The 18,421-nt window shown below is 68.5% G+C and carries 17 protein-coding genes and 1 pseudogene; 4 read left to right on the forward strand and 14 right to left on the reverse strand.

What is annotated here, in order from left to right; genetic code table 11:
• Positions 1-205 precede the first annotated feature (205 nt).
• A complete protein-coding gene (locus GEMRO_RS0122205; protein WP_027135766.1) occupies positions 206-724 on the forward strand; it encodes a hypothetical protein in 519 nt (172 codons plus the stop codon).
• Positions 725-755: 31 nt separating this feature from the next.
• On the opposite strand, the gene GEMRO_RS0122210 is transcribed toward GEMRO_RS0122205, so the two are convergent.
• The 8 genes and pseudogenes from GEMRO_RS0122210 to GEMRO_RS0122240 all read right to left on the reverse strand — a co-directional run bounded on the left by GEMRO_RS0122210 (position 756) and on the right by GEMRO_RS0122240 (position 9,452).
• On the reverse strand, positions 756-2,762 hold the full coding sequence (locus GEMRO_RS0122210) for an ASKHA domain-containing protein (protein ID WP_027135767.1): 2,007 nt from the start codon (positions 2,760-2,762) through the stop codon (positions 756-758).
• Positions 2,759-3,706 (reverse strand): methyltetrahydrofolate cobalamin methyltransferase, encoded by a 948-nt coding sequence (locus tag GEMRO_RS31205; protein ID WP_051329359.1) that lies wholly within the window; start codon positions 3,704-3,706, stop codon positions 2,759-2,761. The genes GEMRO_RS0122210 and GEMRO_RS31205 overlap by 4 nt, the downstream gene beginning before the upstream one ends.
• A gap of 44 nt (positions 3,707-3,750) precedes the next feature.
• Positions 3,751-4,059: a virulence factor gene (locus tag GEMRO_RS35490; protein ID WP_084507371.1), complete on the reverse strand. Its 309-nt coding sequence runs from the start codon at positions 4,057-4,059 to the stop codon at positions 3,751-3,753.
• A gap of 40 nt (positions 4,060-4,099) precedes the next feature.
• Positions 4,100-4,663, reverse strand: a pseudogene (locus GEMRO_RS35495) (DUF1638 domain-containing protein); the annotation flags it as partial.
• Positions 4,664-4,689: 26 nt separating this feature from the next.
• Positions 4,690-5,397, reverse strand: a complete 708-nt coding sequence (locus tag GEMRO_RS0122225) for a corrinoid protein (protein ID WP_027135768.1) — start codon at positions 5,395-5,397, stop codon at positions 4,690-4,692.
• A 128-nt stretch (positions 5,398-5,525) separates the two neighbouring features.
• On the reverse strand, positions 5,526-6,428 hold the full coding sequence (locus GEMRO_RS0122230; RefSeq protein ID WP_051329360.1) for a dihydrodipicolinate synthase family protein: 903 nt from the start codon (positions 6,426-6,428) through the stop codon (positions 5,526-5,528).
• A gap of 168 nt (positions 6,429-6,596) precedes the next feature.
• Entirely contained in the window at positions 6,597-8,513 is a 1,917-nt protein-coding gene (locus GEMRO_RS0122235; RefSeq protein WP_084507376.1) for a potassium transporter Kup, read from the reverse strand.
• Between the two features lie 162 nt (positions 8,514-8,675).
• Positions 8,676-9,452: an NAD kinase gene (locus GEMRO_RS0122240; RefSeq protein ID WP_084507379.1), complete on the reverse strand. Its 777-nt coding sequence runs from the start codon at positions 9,450-9,452 to the stop codon at positions 8,676-8,678.
• Positions 9,453-9,679: 227 nt separating this feature from the next.
• On the opposite strand from GEMRO_RS0122240, the gene moaA reads away from it, so the two are divergent.
• Positions 9,680-10,672, forward strand: a complete 993-nt coding sequence (moaA, locus tag GEMRO_RS0122245) for a GTP 3',8-cyclase MoaA (protein WP_051329361.1) — start codon at positions 9,680-9,682, stop codon at positions 10,670-10,672.
• Here the strand turns inward: moaA and GEMRO_RS31215 are convergent.
• The 5 genes from GEMRO_RS31215 to GEMRO_RS0122270 all read right to left on the reverse strand — a co-directional run bounded on the left by GEMRO_RS31215 (position 10,659) and on the right by GEMRO_RS0122270 (position 14,813).
• Entirely contained in the window at positions 10,659-11,495 is an 837-nt protein-coding gene (locus GEMRO_RS31215) for an alpha/beta hydrolase (protein WP_035485824.1), read from the reverse strand. The two genes, moaA and GEMRO_RS31215, sit on opposite strands and share 14 nt — an antisense overlap.
• A complete protein-coding gene (gene aroC, locus GEMRO_RS0122255) occupies positions 11,492-12,580 on the reverse strand; it encodes a chorismate synthase (protein ID WP_027135773.1) in 1,089 nt (362 codons plus the stop codon). The genes GEMRO_RS31215 and aroC overlap by 4 nt, the downstream gene beginning before the upstream one ends.
• 142 nt (positions 12,581-12,722) lie before the next feature.
• Positions 12,723-12,854 (reverse strand): hypothetical protein, encoded by a 132-nt coding sequence (locus GEMRO_RS35755; protein WP_276202839.1) that lies wholly within the window; start codon positions 12,852-12,854, stop codon positions 12,723-12,725.
• Positions 12,855-12,989: 135 nt separating this feature from the next.
• Positions 12,990-13,817: an enoyl-ACP reductase FabI gene (gene fabI / locus GEMRO_RS0122265; protein WP_035485827.1), complete on the reverse strand. Its 828-nt coding sequence runs from the start codon at positions 13,815-13,817 to the stop codon at positions 12,990-12,992.
• A 45-nt stretch (positions 13,818-13,862) separates the two neighbouring features.
• Entirely contained in the window at positions 13,863-14,813 is a 951-nt protein-coding gene (locus GEMRO_RS0122270) for a YihY/virulence factor BrkB family protein (RefSeq protein ID WP_157505701.1), read from the reverse strand.
• A 123-nt stretch (positions 14,814-14,936) separates the two neighbouring features.
• On the opposite strand from GEMRO_RS0122270, the gene ilvD reads away from it, so the two are divergent.
• Positions 14,937-16,664, forward strand: coding sequence for a dihydroxy-acid dehydratase (gene ilvD, locus GEMRO_RS0122275; protein WP_322100044.1), 1,728 nt, complete (start codon positions 14,937-14,939; stop codon positions 16,662-16,664).
• Positions 16,665-16,715: 51 nt separating this feature from the next.
• Here ilvD and GEMRO_RS32980 read toward each other — a convergent pair whose 3' ends face one another.
• Positions 16,716-17,354, reverse strand: coding sequence for a DUF4142 domain-containing protein (locus GEMRO_RS32980; protein ID WP_169728434.1), 639 nt, complete (start codon positions 17,352-17,354; stop codon positions 16,716-16,718).
• A 219-nt stretch (positions 17,355-17,573) separates the two neighbouring features.
• Between GEMRO_RS32980 and speE the strand changes: the two genes are divergently transcribed.
• Positions 17,574-18,419 carry a polyamine aminopropyltransferase gene (gene speE / locus GEMRO_RS0122285; protein WP_027135777.1) on the forward strand — a complete coding sequence of 282 codons (846 nt, stop codon included), beginning with the start codon at positions 17,574-17,576 and terminating at the stop codon, positions 18,417-18,419.
• Positions 18,420-18,421 lie beyond the last annotated feature (2 nt).

Below are 18,421 nucleotides of genomic sequence, written 5' to 3' on the forward strand. Positions count from 1 at the left end.
GATGCTGCTTCAGATAACCGTCGGCGCTCTGGCGACTGCAGCCATCGTTATGCTGTCCCTGGCACCGGTTCATTCCAAGCCTGCCAGGGCGAACAGGCGCCGTCGCTGACCAGCAGCGCAAGCCGAACGCGCAAGACGCCACCGATCAAAGTCGAACCTCTGAGACCCGGCGGCGGTGGCATCGACCAACACGGGAGCACGATCCATGGCCACCAGCATCGGCGTCGAGAAGCGTCTGCTGACCGAATCCGAGTTCGAGCTCGTGGTCCAGACGCACTACCCGCAGGTGACCGAGCTCGGGCGCAGCCAACTCATCGAGGCGGCCAAGCGGATCCGCGGGTTCCGCGACAAGGCCGGCGACATCGTGCGCCAGCGCCGCCGCGAGCACCGGGGCAAGTCCGACCAGCGCGGCGCCAATCCTGCGCCGAGCGAAGCCGGCGTCTCACGCAAGAAGCAGGTGTTTGCCAACGCCCTTCGCCGGATCAACAACGAGATCCGCAGGCTGGGCGAGGAAGGCAAGCCAGGCGGTCAGGCCCGGATCGCGCGCCGCGCCCTGGCCATGAAGCGCGCCGGACGGACCCGCCATCATCCGGATCCCGGGCGCACCGCCGACGCCGGCATGCGCTCGATCCCGAACGAAGGCGACACGGTCCAGGTCGACCCGCGCGAGGTCGGGCGTGTCTCCCAGTTCGTCAAGGACGCCCAGGCGAAGCGGGACAGCTGAGCCCGCTTGCCCGGGAGATCCATCGCCCTGGTCAGCCGCGCCGCCGTCGCCGGCGGCCCTCGCCTTCCTCGCCCGCCAGTTCCTTGGGCTCGGGCAGGGTGACAGCCTTGGTCAGGTGGACGTAGCTGCCGGTCTTGTGCGGGAACGCCATCGCCTCAACGAAGTGCTGCTGGAACTTCGGCTCGATCGCCGTCTCAATCTTCTCGATCCGCTCGACGACCTGCTCGATCTCCCTGCGCGCCGCGCGGTTCAGGAGCGCGATCCGCGCCCCGGTTCCAGCGGCGTTGCCGGCCGCCTGCACCTTGTTCAGGTCGCAGTCGGGAATCAGGCCCAGCACCATGGCGTAGGTCGTGTCGATATGGCTGCCGAAGGCGCCGGCCAGCATCACGCGGTCGACCTGCTCCACGCCGAAATGCTCCATCAGGAGCTTGGAGCCCGCATAAAGCGCGGCCTTGGCCAGCTGGATGGCGCGCACATCGGTCTGCGTGATCCGGATGCACGGCTCCCCGTCATGCAGCAGGTAGGAGAAGGTGCGCCCTTCCGGCTGGACACGTGCGGTGCGCCCCGCCATCCCGCCGTCGATCACGCCGTCTTTGCTGACGATTCCGGCCAGGAACATCTCGGCCAGCACTTCGATGATGCCCGAGCCGCAGATCCCGGTCACGCCGGTCCTGCCGATCGCCTCGGCAAAGCCTGCCTCGTCCGACCACAGGTCGCAGCCGATCACCTTGAAGCGTGGCTCCAGGGTTTCCCGATCGATCCGCACCCGCTCGATCGCGCCCGGTGCTGCACGCTGCCCGCCGGAGATCTGCGCGCCCTCGAAGGCCGGACCGGTGGGCGAGGAGCAGGCCAGGAGCTTGTTCTTGTTGCCCAGCACGATCTCGGCGTTGGTGCCGACATCGACCACCAGGCTGACCTCGTCGCGCAGGTAGGGCGTTTCCGACAAGACCACACCCGCCGCATCCGCGCCGACATGGCCGGCGATGCAGGGCAGCACGTAGATGCTCGCCCCCCGGTTCATCGCGTCCTGCAGGCCAAGCTCGGCCGCGCGCAGGTCCAGGGCGCTGTCGAGCGCCAGGGCGAACGGAGCGCCACCAAGTTCGGTCGGGTCGATTCCCAGCAGGAGGTGATGCATCACCGGGTTGCCGACGAACACCGCGTCCATGATCTTGTCGGTCTCGACCCCCGCCTCCTTGGCGACCTCGCGGGCCAGGGAGGCCAGGGCCTCGCGCACGGCGGCGGTCATCTCGACCTCGCCGCCCGGGTTCATCATCACGTAGGAGACCCGGCTCATCAGATCCTCGCCGAAGCGGATCTGCGGGTTCATCAGGCCGGAAGAGGCCACCACCTCGCCGCTGGCCAGATCGCACAGATGCGCGGCGATGGTGGTCGAGCCGATATCGACGGCCAGTCCGTAGATCCGGTCGGTGAAGCCCGGCCAGACCGCCACGATCCGGTTGCCGCCATGAACCGCGGCGGTGACCTTCCATGCCCCTTTGCGCAGCGCCTTCTGCAGGCCCTGCAGCACATGCAAATCGGCGCTCAGGCCTTCAAGCTGCCACTGGGTGCGCATGGCCTCCAGCAGCCGCTCGAGATCGCCCCGGGGATCATGCATGTCCGGCTCCTGCACCTCGACGAAGTGCAGGGTGGTCATCGGGTCGATCGCGATCTCGCGGACCTCGGCCCGCTTGCGCACCACCTGCTTGTGGACCTGGCTCTCGGGCGGCACGTCGATCACGACGTCGCCTTCCAGCAGGGTCTGGCAGGACAGGCGGCGACCGGCGGCCAGGCCCTTGCGGGAGCGGTACCGCTCCTCGGTGGCGGTGAATCCGCTCAGGCGCTCCGCCGACGAATCGATCCCGTGCTTGGCGAACGAGCCCTCGCCGACATTCACCTGGCAGCGGCCGCACAAGGCGCGGCCACCGCACACCGAATCGATGTCGACGCCCAGCCGGCGGGCGGCTTCGAGCAGCTTGGTGCCGACCGGGAAGCGGCCACGCTTGCCGGATGGCGTGAAGACGACGAGGGCTTCGCTCACGACGGCAGGGTCTCGCTCGCGGCTGCGTCGGCGGCCGGTGCCTCGGCGGAACGACGGCGGCGGCGCTCGGCGCGGTCGCCCCGGCCGCCTTCGGAGGCGGGTTCGCGGAACTTGGTGAGCCACTTCGAGCAGTGCGGGTCGTTGCCCAGCATCACGTCGGCACCCATGATGCCCTGCATTTCCGGGTCGTGCAGCGGGTTCATGATCGCCGAGGTCATCCCGGCGCCAGCCGCCATGGCCAGGAAGATCGAGTTCAGCCCGTGCCGGTTGGGCAGGCCGAAGGAGACGTTGGAGGCGCCGCAGGTGGTGTTGACCTTGAGCTCCTCGCGCAGCCGGCGGATCAGCCGGAACGCAGCCGTCCCGGCATTGCCCAGCGCCCCGATCGGCATGACCAGCGGGTCGACCACGATGTCGTGGGGCTTGATGCCGTAGTCGGCGGCGTGGCGGACGATCTTCTTCGCCACCTCGAAGCGCACGTCCGGATCCTCGGAGATGCCGGTCTCGTCGTTGGAGATCGCCACCACGGCGCAGTCATACTTCTTCACCAGCGGCAGCACCGCTTCCAGGCGCTCCTCCTCGCCGGTGACCGAGTTGAGCAGCGGCCGGCCCTCATAGGCGGCGAGGCCGGACTCCAGGGCCGCCACGATCGAGCTGTCGATCGAGAGGGGCAGGTCGGTGAGCGACTGCACCAGCCGGATCGTGTCGGCCAGGATCGCCGGCTCGTCGGCCAGCGGGATGCCGGCATTGACGTCGAGCATGTGCGCGCCGGCGGCGACCTGGGCCAGCGTATCGCGCTCCACGGTGGAGAAGTCGCCGGCCGCCATCTCGGCGGCCAGCTTCTTGCGCCCGGTGGGATTGATCCGCTCGCCGATCACGCAGAACGGCTGGTCGAAGCCGATGATCACGGTCTTGGTCTTGGAGGACACGATGGTGCGGGTGGTCATCTTCTGGTCCGATAGTCGATGGGCTGCAGGAGGCTTTCGCGGGATCAGGCGGATCCGGTCTCGCTGCCAAGATTTCTCACGAGCTCGCGCACCCGCTCCTGGGGATAGGCGGCATCCAGCTCGTCATGCGCGCGCTGCGCTTCCGCCTCCAGATCGTCGCCGCAGGCGACCGGGTCGGCCCGGCGCCACTGTTCCAGATAGGCGTCGGTACCCGTCATCTTGGCGCGCATGGCCGCCATGTCGATCGCCTCGGAGAAGCGGGCCGGCAGCTCCCGCTTGGCGGTCTTGCGCCCCTGCTTCACGATCACCTGGGCCGGGATGTCCCGCCAGAAGACCACGATACGATCCGCCATCTGCGTCTCCGTCTGCGGCGGCCTTCACGAAGTCCTCGAGCATCCCGTAGCCGACCGGCACGTGCTGGAACTGAAGGCCGAGTTTGTCTGCGGCCGCCCGCGCCCGATCCAGGCAGGCGGGATCGTCCGTCTGGGCCAAGTACACGACGCGGCGGTAGTTGCCGAAATAGAGCTCGAGCAGCTCCGGGTGGCGGTCCAGTCCCAGGCCCTGCCAGACCAGGGTGTCGAACTGCCGGGCCAGGAAGTCGGTCAGCCAGAACGTGCCGACCTCCTGCTCGGCCAGCGCCGCGAAGCGGTCGAACCCGGCGAAGAAGGCATAGCAGTGCACCCCCTCGATCCGCGCCACGCCTTCCTCGGCCAGCACCCGGTCGAGCTCGCCGCCGGTGCCGCAGTCGCCATAGGCCACCAGGATCCGGTCGTGATGCGGCCGGTGCCGGTGGATTGCCTCGCGGACCGCGCCCGGGATCTGCTGCGGCCGGTTGTGCAGCTGCGCCGGCAGGCAGTGCAGCCGGACATGCTCCAGCCCGTTGGCCTCGATCAGCGCCAAGATCTCGCGGGCGAGCGCCCCGCAGGCCAGGATCAGGGTGCGGGGCGGCGGGTTCACGACCGCAGTCTCTCCTGTTCCGCCGCTCAGGCCGCCGCCCCGCGCTGGTTGTGCCGGCGTGCCATGAACTCCTTGGCGGTCTCGACCGCGACTGCGGCATCCCGGCAGTAGGCGTCCGCGCCGATCGCCTTGGCGAACGCCTCGTTCAACGGCGCGCCACCGACCAGCACGATGAAATCGTCGCGGCGGCCACGCTCGATCAGCGTGTCGATCACGACCTTCATGTAGGGCATGGTGGTGGTGAGCAGCGCGGACATTCCCAGGATCTCGGGCTTATGCTCGTCCAGGGCCGCGATGTACTTGTCGACGTCGCAGTTGATCCCGAGGTCGATCACCTCGAACCCGGCCCCTTCCATCATCATGCCGACCAGGTTCTTGCCGATGTCGTGGATGTCGCCCTTGACCGTGGCGACCACCATCTTGCCGACGCTGGGCGCGCCGGTCTCAGCCAGGAGCGGGCGCAGGATCGCCATGCCCGCCTTCATGGCGTTGGCGGCGAGCAGTACTTCCGGGACGAACAGGATGCCGTCGCGGAAGTCGATGCCGACCACGGTCATCCCGCCGACCAGCGCCTCGGTCAGGACCCTGTAGGGCGTCCAGCCGCGCTCCAGGAGGATATTGGTGCCCTCGACGACCTCGTCCCTGAGCCCGTCATAGAGGTCGTCCTGGATCTGCTTGACCAGCTCGTCGTCATCGAGCTCGCGAAGGTCCAGTTCGTCGCCACCGTCGCTCATCGTCCCGTCCCATGAGGGCTAGTGCTCATCGCATCTATAGCGAAGCCACCCGTGGCGACACTTCTCACGGTACGACCGGCGCTGACCGGTTCGCGACGAAGCATCGCCACAAGCGCATAACGATATCTTTATACGTTTCTGCCGATCTTGGCCAGAGCCGCCAGGCCCGGCTCCAGCGCGCTGTCGTCCTCCAGCTCGCAGAGCGGCGGGCGGACGCGGCGCCAGGCCGGATCCTCCAGGCGATGGGCGAGCAGCGCCTTGATGATCGGGATCAGCGGTCCGCCCTCGACGGCGCGCCGCACCGCTGTCACCGAAAGCTGCGCCTCCTCGGCCTGGACACCATCGCCGGCGCGGAACAGGTCGAAGACCCGGCGGCTGCCGGCGCCGTTCAGGTTGGCGGCGGCGGAGATCGACCCGGCGCCGCCGGCCTGCAGCGTGGTCAGCAGGTGATGGTCAGCACCCGGGAACACCGAGAGGTCGGGGAACGCCTCGATCATCCCGAGCGTGTGCTCGAGGTCCGCGGTGCTGTCCTTGATCCCGACCACCATCGACCCGAACCGCTCGCGCAGTGCTCGGACCACCGGCTGGGTGATCGGGACCGCCGACACCTTGGGGAAATGGTAGAGGATGATTCCCGCTTCCGGCGGCAGGCGCTCCAGCACCTCGCTGTAGGCCGCGATGACGCCGGCGTCGGAGACGCCCTTGTAGAAGAACGGCGGCAGCATCAGGAGGTGCCGGCAGCCCAGGTCCAGGGCATGCAGCGCCAGTTCCAGCGTGTCGTCGCGGGCGCAAAGCCCGATGCCGGGCAGCACGCGCTCCGCAGCCACGCCGGCCTGCACCAGATGGCCGAGCATCGCCTTGCGCTCGGCGATGGTGAACGACGCCGCCTCGCCGGTGGTGCCGAACAGGGCCACGCCATGGCATCCCTGGCCCAGAAGGCGTTCGGCGTGCTGCTGGGTGCGGCGCCGGTCCACGGCGCCGTCCTGGGTCACCGCGGTCACCGCGGCGGCGAAAATGCCTTCGAGCTTCACCGGACCTGATCTCCTGTGGGAAATGGGCAGGCGGCGCGGATGATCGTGCCAGGCCTGGTCGCGCCACGGAGATCCTGGCTGGCATCCTCCCTGATGGCGGCGACGGCGCCATGGTGGCCCGCCCGCCGGCACTCCGCCAGGGGGCGCATGCGCGCTGCGGGCGGCCGCTCAGACCTCGATCTGCGTCCCCACCTCGATCACCCGGTCCGGCGGGAGCTCGAAATAGGCGGTGGGATCGGTGGCCGTGGCCGACATGCTGATGAACAGCCGTTCCTCGAACGGCCCCAGATAGTCGCGGGTCGACGGGACCAGCGTCTCGCGGCCCAGGAAGTACGAGGCCCTGGACGGATCGACCGTCAGGCCGGCCTGGGCCGCGACGCGCAGCGCCGCCGGGATGTCCGGCCGGTCCATGAAGCCGAACCGCACCACCACCGTCCAGAAGCCGTCGCTCAGCTTCCGCGCCTCCACGCCCTGGTGCAGCGGCACGCGCGGCACGTCGTCGGTGCGCACGGTCAGCAGCACGACCTGCTCGTGGAGCACATGGTTGTGCTTGAGGTTGTGCAGCAGGGTGTTCGGCACCACGGTCAGGTCGCTGCAGAGCACGACCGCCGTGCCCGCCACCCGCTGGCAGCGGGAACTGCTGGTGACCGAGCGGATGAACAGGTCGATGCTCATCGCATGGGCGGTGCGCAGCGTCGCCAGGACACGCCGGCCCCGTACCCAGGTCCGCAGCATCAGGTACACGACCGCCGCCAGCAGGAGCGGCATCCAGCCGCCGGCGGGGATCTTCAGGCTGTTGGCGATGATGTAGGCGGCGTCGAGGCAGAGCAGGCTGCCGAACACCAGGACCGAGGTCAGCCGGCTCCAGCGCCACAGCCAGATCGCGACTAGGCCTGCCAGGATCGCGTCGATGCCCATGGCGCTGGTCACCGCGATCCCATAGGCCGCGGCCAGGCCCGAGGAGTTCTCGAACGCCAGGACCAGCGCCAGGACACCCACGGCGAGCAGCCAGTTGATCCGGGGGATGTAGACCTGGCCGATCTCGTGCTCGGAGGTGTGGCGCATCGCCATGCGGGGCAGGTAGCCCAGGCGCACCGCCTGCGAGGTCAGGGAGAACACGCCGGAGATCACCGCCTGGCTCGCCACGATGGTGGCCAGCGTCGCCAGCAGGATCAGCGGCACCAGGCCCCAGTCCGGGACCATGTGGTAGAAGGGCGAGACGATCGCCTCGGGCTGGTTCAGGATCAGGGCGCCCTGGCCGAAATAGTTGATCACCAGGGCGGGCATCACCGCGCCGAACCAGGACATCCGGATCGCGCCGCGGCCGAAATGGCCCATGTCGGCATAGAGCGCCTCCGCCCCGGTGACGCACAGGACGACGGCACCCATGGCGACGAAGGCGTGCAGCCCCTCCTCGTGGAGGAAGTGGATCGCCCAGGTCGGGTCGACCGCGCGCAGCACCGAGGGGTGCTGGACGATCTGCACCAGCCCCAGGACCACCAGCACCGAGAACCAGACCAGCATGATCGGCCCGAACAGCCGGCCGACCATGGCCGTGCCCTGCCGCTGGATCATGAACAGCGCGAGCAGGATGGCGACCGCGATCGGCACCACGTAGGCCTCTAGCCGCGCATCCAGCGTCTGCAGGCCCTCGACGGCAGACAGCACCGAGATCGCCGGGGTGATGATCGCGTCGCCGTAGAACAGTCCGACCCCGATCATCGCCAGGGTCAGCACCACGAACTTGCGGGCGTCGCCCCGGGCTCCGCCGCTGCCCAGGGCCAGGGCGGCCAGGGCCAGCACCCCGCCTTCGCCCTTGTTGTCGGCGCGCATGATCAGGACGACGTACTTGATCGCCACGATCAGGGTGAGGGACCAGAACACCAGCGAGAGCACGCCCAGGACATGCGGCTCGTCCAGGACAAGGCCGCCGGCATGGCCGAAGGCTTCGCGCATCGTGTAGAGCGGGCTTGTGCCGATGTCGCCGAACACGACGCCGAGTGCTGCCAGCACCGTGCCTGCGCGCAGCTTGCCCGCGCCCGGATCCTTGGGGTCGGCGGTCGAAACGGCCGGAGATTGGGCCAAGCGCGGCACCTTTCGGATGGGCGGAGCGCGCGGCTCATACACGAGCTGTGGCCGGAAGCAATCGGCTCGCCGCAACTCGCCGTGCGGGCATCCGGTGCATGCTCCGCAACCTGGACGAACTGTGGATTTCTCGCCCGCGCCTCGGTGCGGTGCCGCCGGACGTCAGGGGACGAACTGCTCCTTGAGGATCCGCTCCTCCAGGTGGTGCTCCGGGTCGAACAGCAGCTTCAGGTTGATGCTGCGGTCCTCCCAGATCTCGACGCGGGCGACGTCGCGTACCTCGGTATAGTCGGACACCGCGCTCACCGGCCGCTTCACCGGATCCAGCACGCGGATGCTGAACCTCGCCCCGTTGGGCAGGAGCGCCCCGCGCCACCGGCGCGGACGGAACGGGCTGATCGGGGTCAGCGCCAGGAGGTTGGCGCCGAGCGGCATGATCGGCCCGTGGGCGGAGAGGTTGTAGGCGGTGCTGCCGGCAGGGGTCGCAACCAGGACGCCGTCGCAGACCAGTTCCGGCAGGCGGGCGACCCCGTCGATCTCGATGGCCAGGCGCGCCGCCTGCCGGGTCTCGCGGTAAATCGATACCTCGTTGATCGCGATGCCGGACACCTGGGTGCCGTCGGTGCCGGTCGCTTCCATCCGCAAGGGATGCAGCGACACCTCGTGGGCGCGGGCCAGACGGTCCGGCAGGTCGTCGATTCCGAACTCGTTGAGCAGGAAGCCCACGGTGCCGAGGTTCATGCCATAGATCGGCAGGCCCCGCGGCATCTGCCCGTGCAGGGTTTCCAGCATGAAGCCGTCGCCGCCAAGCGCGATCACCAGCTCGGCCTCGTCCGGGTCGACGGTCGGCCACCGGCGCGCCAGGATCTCCATGGCGGCCTGGGCCTCGGGCGTCGCCGCCGCGAGAAGCGCCATCTTCGGCAGGGCTGGTCTGGCCATCTTCAGGTCCGGCCCTCCCGGGGCGCCGATCGCACGATTCTTGTCCCCGTGCCGGACGGGGGCCTTGGATGATTGCGTCGCGTTCGGCGGCCAGGGCGGTTCACTTCCCGCCGCCGAATGCCTAAGTTCGCTGGAGGAAGCATAGACAGGCGCAGCGCCGCTTACCAGCGGGGCGCCGGTTCGTGCCGAGGTACCGCCCGCTCTTTGGGCCCGTTGCTGGACATGCGATGCTGATCGACCCGTTTGCGCGGAAGATCTCCTACGTGCGAGTCTCGGTCACCGACCGATGTGATTTCCGCTGCGTCTACTGCATGGCGGAGAACATGACGTTCCTGCCCAAGGCGGAACTGCTGACGCTTGAGGAACTCGACCGCCTGTGCAGCACGCTGGTGGCCATGGGGGTCCGCAAGCTGCGCCTGACCGGCGGGGAGCCCCTGGTCCGGCGCGACGTGATGCTGCTGATCGAGAGCCTGGGCCGTCACCTGAAGACCGGCGACCTCGACGAGCTGACCGTCACCACCAACGGCAGTCAGCTCGCCCGGCATGCCGAGGGGCTGGCGCGGGCAGGGGTGCGGCGCATCAATGTCTCGCTGGACACGATGGACCCGGCCAAGTTCCTGGCGATCACCCGCTGGGGCAAGTACGACAAGGTCATGGCCGGGATCCAGGCGGCCAAGGAGGCGGGCCTCGCCATCAAGATCAACGCGGTGGCGCTCAAGGGCGTCAACGAGGACGAGATCGACGACATGGTCGCCTGGTGCGGCGGGCAGGGCTTCGACCTCACCCTGATCGAGACCATGCCGCTCGGCGACATCGACGGCGACCGCACCGAGCAGTACCTGCCGCTCTCCCTGGTGCGCGCCCGCCTGGAGAAGCGCTGGACGCTTTCCGACCTCGACTACAAGACCGGCGGGCCGGCCCGCTATGTCCAGGTCGCGGAGACTGGTGGCCGGATCGGCTTCATCACGCCGATGACCCATAATTTCTGCGAGAGCTGCAACCGGGTCCGGGTCACCTGCACCGGCACCATGTACATGTGCCTGGGCCAGGAGGACGCCGTCGACCTGCGCACGCCGCTGCGCTCGTCGGAAGGCAATATCGCCCTGGAGCAGGCGATCCGCGACGGCATCGCCCGCAAGCCCAAGGGCCACGACTTCATCATCGACCGCCGCCGCAAGGTGCCGTCGGTCTCCCGGCACATGAGCGTCACCGGGGGCTGATGCGCTCCGCGAGGCCAGGCAGCTCGGCCAGGATCGTGAAATGGTCGCGGCCCGGGCAGCTCAGCTGCTCGACCCGGTTGCCGAGTGCGCCGGATGCGGCGGCGTAGCGGCTCGCCTGCGCGTGGAAGGCCTGGCTTTCCTCGCCGCCCGCCGCCAGCACCAGGGGAGGCTGGCCTGGCCGGACCTGGCGCGCCGGACTGAGCTGCTGGACCTGGTGATGGTCCAGCTGCAGGACCGGCTGGAGCCAGCTCCATGCCAAGGGCGCCAGGTCGTAGATCCCGCTGAGCGCCACCGCCGCCTGGACCGGCCGGCTGGGCATGTCCCGCCAACGGCTCCAGTCGGTCGCCAGCATCATGGCGACCAGATGGCCGCCGGCGGAATGACCGGAGATGGTCAGCCGCCGGGGATCGCCGCCATGGACCGCCTCGTTCAGCACCACCCAGCGCAGGGCGGCGCGCATCTGCCGGACAATCTCGGCGATGCCTACCTGGGGGCACAGCGCGTAGTTCGGGACCACCACCGTGTGCCCCTGCTCGACCAGCGGCCCGGCCACGAACGAGAAGTCCTTGGCTGAAAAGCGCCGCCAGTACCCGCCATGGATGAAGACATGCACCGGCCCGCCGGCGGGGCCGGGGAACACGTCGAGATACTCTTCCGCCGTCGGCCCGTAGGGCAGGTCGGCCAGGTGCCGCAGCCGCGCCCGCGCATCGGCACTGTCGCTGGTCCAGCCGGCGGTGTGCCGGGCGCTGTCCGCCACCGCCTTCCCGGCATCGTAGAGGCGATCGACCTCGGCAGGATCGCAGATCAGGTCCGGCAGTGTCATGCTCCGGCTCCCCGAAAGCCGTAGATCCCGCGATGGCGCAGCAGGTGGTCCGCCAGGACCACCGCCATCATCGCCTCGCCGACCGGCACCGCCCGGATCCCGACACAGGGGTCATGGCGCCCCTTGGTCAGGATTTCCGTCTCCGCCCCGCTCCGGTCGATGGTCCGGCGCGGCGTCAGGATCGAGGAGGTCGGCTTGACCGCGAAGCGCACGATCACGTCCTGGCCGGTCGAGATCCCACCCAGGATCCCGCCGGCATGGTTGGCGGAGAAGCGCGGTCCGTCGTTGCCCATCCGCATCTCGTCGGCGTTCTCCTCGCCGGAGAAGCCGGCTGCTTCCAGGCCAGCACCGATCTCCACCGCCTTGACCGCGTTGATGCTCATCATCGCCTTGGCGAGGTCGGCATCCAGCTTGTCGTAGATCGGCTCGCCCAGGCCGGCCGGAACCCCGCTCGCCACCACCTCGATGACGGCGCCCACGGAGGAGCCGGCCTTGCGCACCTGGCCCAGCAGGTCCTCCCAGCGCGCGGCGGTGGCGGCATCCGGGCAGAAGAACGGGTTGCGGTCGATTTCCGCGTCCTCGAACCGGGCCCGGTCGATCCGGTCCTTGCCCATCTGCACCATGTAGCCGCGGATCCGCACTCCGTCGCCCAGCACCTTGCGGGCGATCGCCCCTGCGGCGACCCGGCTCGCGGTCTCGCGCGCGGACGAGCGCCCGCCGCCGCGATGGTCGCGGATGCCGTATTTCATGTCGTAGGTATAGTCGGCGTGGCCCGGCCGGTACTTGTCCTTGATGTCGCCGTAGTCCTTGGATCGCTGGTCCTGGTTGCGGATCATCAGCTGGACCGGCGTGCCGGTGGTCATGCCCTCGAAGACGCCCGAGAGGATCTCGACGCTGTCCGGCTCCTGGCGCTGGGTGGTGAACTTGGACTGGCCCGGCTTGCGCTTGTCGAGCCAGATCTGGATGTCGGCTTCGCTCAAGGAAAGCCGCGATGGCACGCCGTCGACGACGCAGCCGATCGCCGGGCCGTGGCTCTCGCCCCAGGTGGTGAACCGGAAAAGCTCGCCGAAGCTGCTGCCTGCCATCGATCCTCGACCCTGCGCGTGCCCGTGGAGGCGGCAGGTGCGCGAAACGGTGCCGGCGGGTCAAGAGGCTGCTTGAAGGTGCCCGGAACAGGAATGGGCGGGCTGGTGCCGCCGGCCGAGCCTGTTCCGGGCTGAGGTCAGCTCAGGGCGTGTCGGTTGCCGCGGGCGGCGTCTCGACCGTTCCTGGCGTGGTCGCGGTGGTAGGCCAGAAGATCCAGGCGAGCAGAATGACGACAATCACCGCGATGATGATGTACCAGGTTCGCTTGTCCATCGTTCTCGTTCCTCCCTGCCAGAAGAGCAGAACGATAAGATGGATGCGCTTGTGGCGTGCGTCGACTGTCCAGCATGGGAAAGGAACGAGCGGACTAGCGGTGTGTTCGCACCGCCACCCAAGAGACGGGCGGGATCAGACGACCGAGATGTCCGGTGCGTCCGCCGCCTTCATGCCGACCACGTGGTAGCCGCTGTCGACATGCACGATCTCGCCGGTGGTGCCGGCGGCAAGGTCGGAGAGCAGGTAGACGGCAGCACCGCCGACATCCTCGATCGTCGTGTTGCGCTTGAGGGGCGCGTTGTACTCGTTCCACTTGAGGATGTAGCGGAAGTCGCCGATCCCGGACGCGGCCAGCGTCTTCACCGGCCCGGCCGAGATGGCGTTCACGCGGATCTTCTGGCCGCCCAGGTCCACGGCCAGGAAACGCACCGACGCTTCCAGGGCCGCCTTGGCGACGCCCATGACGTTGTAGTGCGGGACCACCCGCTCGGCGCCGAGATAGGTCAGGGTCAGCATCGACCCGCCGTCCGGCATCAGCTTCATGGCGCGGCGGGCGAGGTCCGTGAAGCTGAACACCGAGACGTTCATGCTGTTCTGGAAGTTCTGGTAGCTGGTGTCGACGTAGCGGCCCTTCAGCTCCTCCTTGTCGGAGTAGGCGATCGCGTGCACCACGAAGTCCAGCTTGCCCCACTTGGCGCCGATCTCCTCGAACAGCGCATCCATGGATGCCGAATCGGTGACGTCGGCCGGCAGCACCAGTGGCGCGCCCAGCCGCTCGGCCAGCGGCACCACCCGCTTCTTCAGCGCCTCGCCCTGGTAGGTCACCGCGAGTTCGGCCCCATGCGCGGCCACCGCTTCGGCGATACCCCAGGCCAGTGACCGGTCGTTGGCGATGCCCATGACCAGCCCGCGCTTGCCGGCGAACAACGGCCCGGAGGAGGGGGGCTTGATCGCGCTCATAGGCAAAGATCTCCGATGGAAAAGCGGCGCTGTGTGGAGCGGTTCTTAACCGTGAGCCAGCGGCGCCGAAAGAGGGCTGGGCGTGCTGGCGCGATCGACGGCCGCCGCCAGCTCCGCGCCAAGCAGGAAGATCACTGCGGACAACCAGAAGAAGAACATCGTCACCACCACTCCTCCGAGGCTGCCATAGGTGACGCTCATGCTGCTGACGTTGCGCATGTAGTACGAGAAGGCGAAGACCAGCACGTTCCAGACTACCGCCACGAACAGCGCGCCGATCGCCAGCCGGGTCAGCGGGATGCGCCGCCCGGGTAGCAGCCGGAACAGGGTCATCGAGATCACGAACAGGATCGCGACCCCGGTCAGGTGGCTGGACCAACTTCCGACGATCATGGTGATCTCCGGGTCGTGCAGGAGCTGGGCGGCCAGTTGCAGGCCGATCGGCAGGACCAGGGTGAGGGTGGTCAGGGCGATCGCGCAGAACCCGGCGAAGAAGGTCAGCAGCAGCCCCTGCAGCCGGCGCATCGGCCAGTCTTTGGCGCTCACTGTGGCATCGAAGATACGGTTCAGCGCGTTGCGCACCGCTTCGACCGCACTGGAAGCGACCCACAGGGTCCCGACCATGGAGAGGGTCAGGATGCTGGGATGCGCCCCGCGCCGGACCTCGTTCACCAGCGGCTTGACCCAGCCGGCCACCTCCGGCGGCAGGAGGGTCAGCGCCAGGTCGATCGACTGCGTGGCGGCCTCGCTCTGCCCCACCCAGCCGGCCAGGGTGAGGAGGAAGATCAGGAACGGCACCAGGGCGAAGAGCGAATCGAACGCGATCGCGGCGGCGTGGGTCAGGCCGTCATCGATCAGGAAGCGCGTGAAGGCCCGTTGCGCGATCTTGCGCACGGAAATCGGCGGGCGCGGGGCCAGGGCGTGGGCGGCATCCATGGCGTTGAAGTCGCATCGCCAGTCTCGCGCGGCAAGCCGCAGCTTGTCCCAGCTTGGCATGCCTGGGCGGTTGATCGTCTCGCTGGCCACGCGACCGGGCGATGACTATGGTTCGCTCCACAATAATGGGGTGGCACGGCAATGACCTCCGCCCCCGGGCCATCAAGTGAGGAGTTGGGCGACGTGGCGCGCGTGACGATCTTCGACAAGACCAACCTGCCCTCGCGCTACTCCACCACGGGGCCCCAGCGCGCCCCGCACCGGTCCTACTACTACGCGATGGGCCTCACCTCGGACGACATCAAGAAGCCGTTCGTTGGCGTGGTGACGACCTGGAACGAGGCGGCACCCTGCAACATCGCCCTTGGCCGGCAGGCCCAGGCGGTCAAGCGTGGCGTGGTCAAGGCGGGCGGCACGCCGCGCGAGTTCACCACCATCACCGTCACCGACGGCATCGCCATGGGCCACCAGGGGATGAAGTCGTCCCTGGTCTCCCGCGAGGTGATCGCGGATTCGACCGAGCTGACCGTGCGCGGGCATGCCTATGACGCGCTGGTGGGGCTCGCCGGCTGCGACAAGTCGCTGCCCGGACTGATGATGGCCATGGTCCGCCTGAACGTCCCTGCCGTGTTCATGTATGGCGGCTCGATCCTGCCGGGGAAGTTCCGCGGCCGGGACGTGACCGTCCAGGACGTGTTCGAGGCGGTGGGCAAGCATGCGGTGGGCGCCATGTCGGATGCCGACCTGGACGAGCTGGAGCGGGTCGCCTGCCCGTCGGCCGGCTCCTGCGGCGGCCAGTTCACCGCCAACACCATGGCCTGCGTTTCCGAGGCCATCGGCCTGGCGCTGCCCGGCTCGGCCGGCACCCCGGCACCCTACGAGGCCCGCGACGCCTGGGCGGAACAGTCCGGCGAGGCGGTCATGGAGCTGCTGGCCAACCGGACCCGGCCCCGGGACATCGTCACCCTGAAGGCCCTGGAGAACGCCGCCCGGGTCGTCGCCTGCTCTGGCGGCTCGACCAACGGCGCCCTCCATCTGCCGGCCCTGGCGCACGAGGCCGGCATCAAGTTCGACCTGCACGACGTCGCCGAGATCTTCCGCTCGACCCCCTACATCGCCGACCTGAAGCCCGCCGGGCAGTACGTGATGAAGGACCTGGCCGATGTCGGCGGGGTGCCGCTGATCATGCGGGCGCTGCTGGATGGCGGGTTCCTGCATGGCGACTGCATCACCGTCACCGGCAGGACCATCGCGCAGAACCTGGAGAGCTTCCCCTGGCGGCCCGACCAGACGATCGTGCGCGCCACCACCAACCCGATCACCGAGGTCGGCGGCGTGGTCGGCCTGAAGGGCACGCTGGCCCCGGAGGGCGCCATCGTGAAGATCGCCGGCCTGCCCAGCCTGAAGTTCCGTGGTCCGGCCCGCTGCTTCGACTGCGAGGAGGACGCCATGCAGGCGGTCCAGGAGCGCAAGTACGAGGATGGCGAGGTCCTGGTGATCCGCTACGAGGGCCCCAAGGGCGGTCCTGGCATGCGCGAGATGCTGGGGGTGACCTCGGCGCTGTACGGCCAGGGCAAGGGAGATGCCGTGGCGCTGATCACCGACGGGCGCTTTTCGGGTGCCACCCGCGGCTTCTGCATTGGCCATGTCGGTCCGGAAGCGCAGGTCGGCGGGCCGATCGGCCTGTTGAGAAACGGCGACATCATCGCGATCGATGCCGAGAAGGGCACGATGGATGTCGAGCTGTCGGAGGAGGAACTGGCCAAGCGCCGCGCGGAGTGGAAGCCGCGACCGACCTACTATGCGGCGGGTACGCTCTGGAAGTATGCCCAGACGGTGGGTTCGGCCGAGAAGGGCGCCGTCACCCATCCGGGCGGCGCCGCCGAGGTGCATGTCTACGCCGACATCTGACGGCGCAGGAGCCTGCGCTCCCGGGCAGGGCCCGGGAGCGCAGCGCGGACATCACATGGTGGCGTTGTCGCCCATGTTCTCGGACATCAGCTGGCCGGCGAGGTCGTTCGCCTCGTTGAGATGCTCGAGGACCATCTCCTTGTTGTCTTCGGCGAACTCGTTGAAGTTCGCGAGCGAGCCGCGATCAGCCATGGCGTTGAGCAGCTCGTAGGTGTCCTTGTGGGACTGCCGCATCATCTCGATGTAGAGCTGGTCGAACTCCTCCGCGGAGGCTGCCTCCAGCTGGTCGATCATCGCCTGATGCTTGGCGTCCAGCGTTACGGGAACCGTGTAGGTGCTGCCGGCGATGCTGGCCTTGCTGTTCAGCTCCAGCCCCATCATGCCGTGGTCCTCGACCATTTCGCGACCGTAGGCGCGCACGTCCGGGTTGTTGGACTTCTCCGATGCGATCGTGCCGGCCTGGATCTCGAACATGTTGCCGACGCCGGCCATCTGCAGGAAGGCATCGGCCGGAACGGTCGCGCCGTCGATCAGCTCGTTGACCTCGGGCGACAGGGTGATCGGCGGCAGGTTGGCCGGTGACTGCACCGCCGTCGGCGTGGCCGGTGAGGTGGTCTCGGTCCTCCCGCAGGCAGCGAGCGTGGAGGCCAGCAACAGGGCCGTGGCGGCAGCAATAACGGGCTTTTTCATCATCGATCTCCTTGGCCGGCGATCTTGGCCGGTTGCTTGACCGGCCGTTCCGACTTCCGCGGCTAGAACCGGCTTTCGAGTCGGATGGTTCCGCAGGCAGAACGATCCCGCTGTACCGAACCTCGGCTGTCGCTCCTGGCGGGATCGGCGTGGCAGGTCTGGCCGGCCTCTGCTAGATCTCCGCCGGCCCGCATTCGCGACTGCAGGAGATCTTCGACGATGGACTGGTTCACCGAGACGCTCTGGCCAAGCTGGGCGCAGAAGATCAAGGTGAAGGAGGTGCTCTATCACGACCAGACCGAGCACCAGGACCTGATCGTCTTCGAAAGCGACGCGTGGGGCAGGGTGCTGGCCCTGGACGGCGTGGTGCAGACCACCACGGGCGACGAGTTCGTCTACCACGAGATGCTGGTGCATACCCCGATCCTGGCGCACGGGCAGGCCGAGGAGGTGCTGATCATCGGAGGCGGCGACGGGGGATGCCTGCGGGAGGCGCTCAAGCATCCGGGCGTCCGGCGGGTCACCCAGGTCGAGATCGACGGCGGCGTCATCGAGTTCTGCAAAAAGTTCCTGCCGACCCTGTCGGATGGGGCCTTCGAGCATGAGAAGGCCCGGGTGGTGATTGCCGACGGCGCGAAATATGCGGCGGAGACCGCCGACCGCTACGACGTGGTCATCGTCGATTCCACCGATCCGCATGGCCCTGGGGCGGTCCTGTTCACCGAGGAATTCTACCGGGACTGCCGGCGGATGCTGAAGCAGGGTGGCGTTTTGGTCACCCAGTGCGGCAATCCCGCGATCCATCCCGACGAGCTGGAGTTCACGCAGGCGCGCCAGCGGGGCGCCGGCTTCGCTGATGTGACCTATTATTTCGCCGCGGTCCCCACCTATGTCGGCGGCAGCATGGCGCTGGGGTGGGCCTCGGACGATCCGGCCCTTCGCCGGGTCGGCGCCGCGGACCTGGAGAAGCGGGGGGTGCCCGCCGACCTGCGCTACTACACCCCCGAGATGCATGCGGCCGCCTTCGCCCATCCGGCCTGGATGAAGCGCCGGGTCGGCTACTGAGG

This window comes from Geminicoccus roseus DSM 18922, assembly GCF_000427665.1.
In the GTDB taxonomy this organism is placed as follows: domain Bacteria; phylum Pseudomonadota; class Alphaproteobacteria; order Geminicoccales; family Geminicoccaceae; genus Geminicoccus; species Geminicoccus roseus.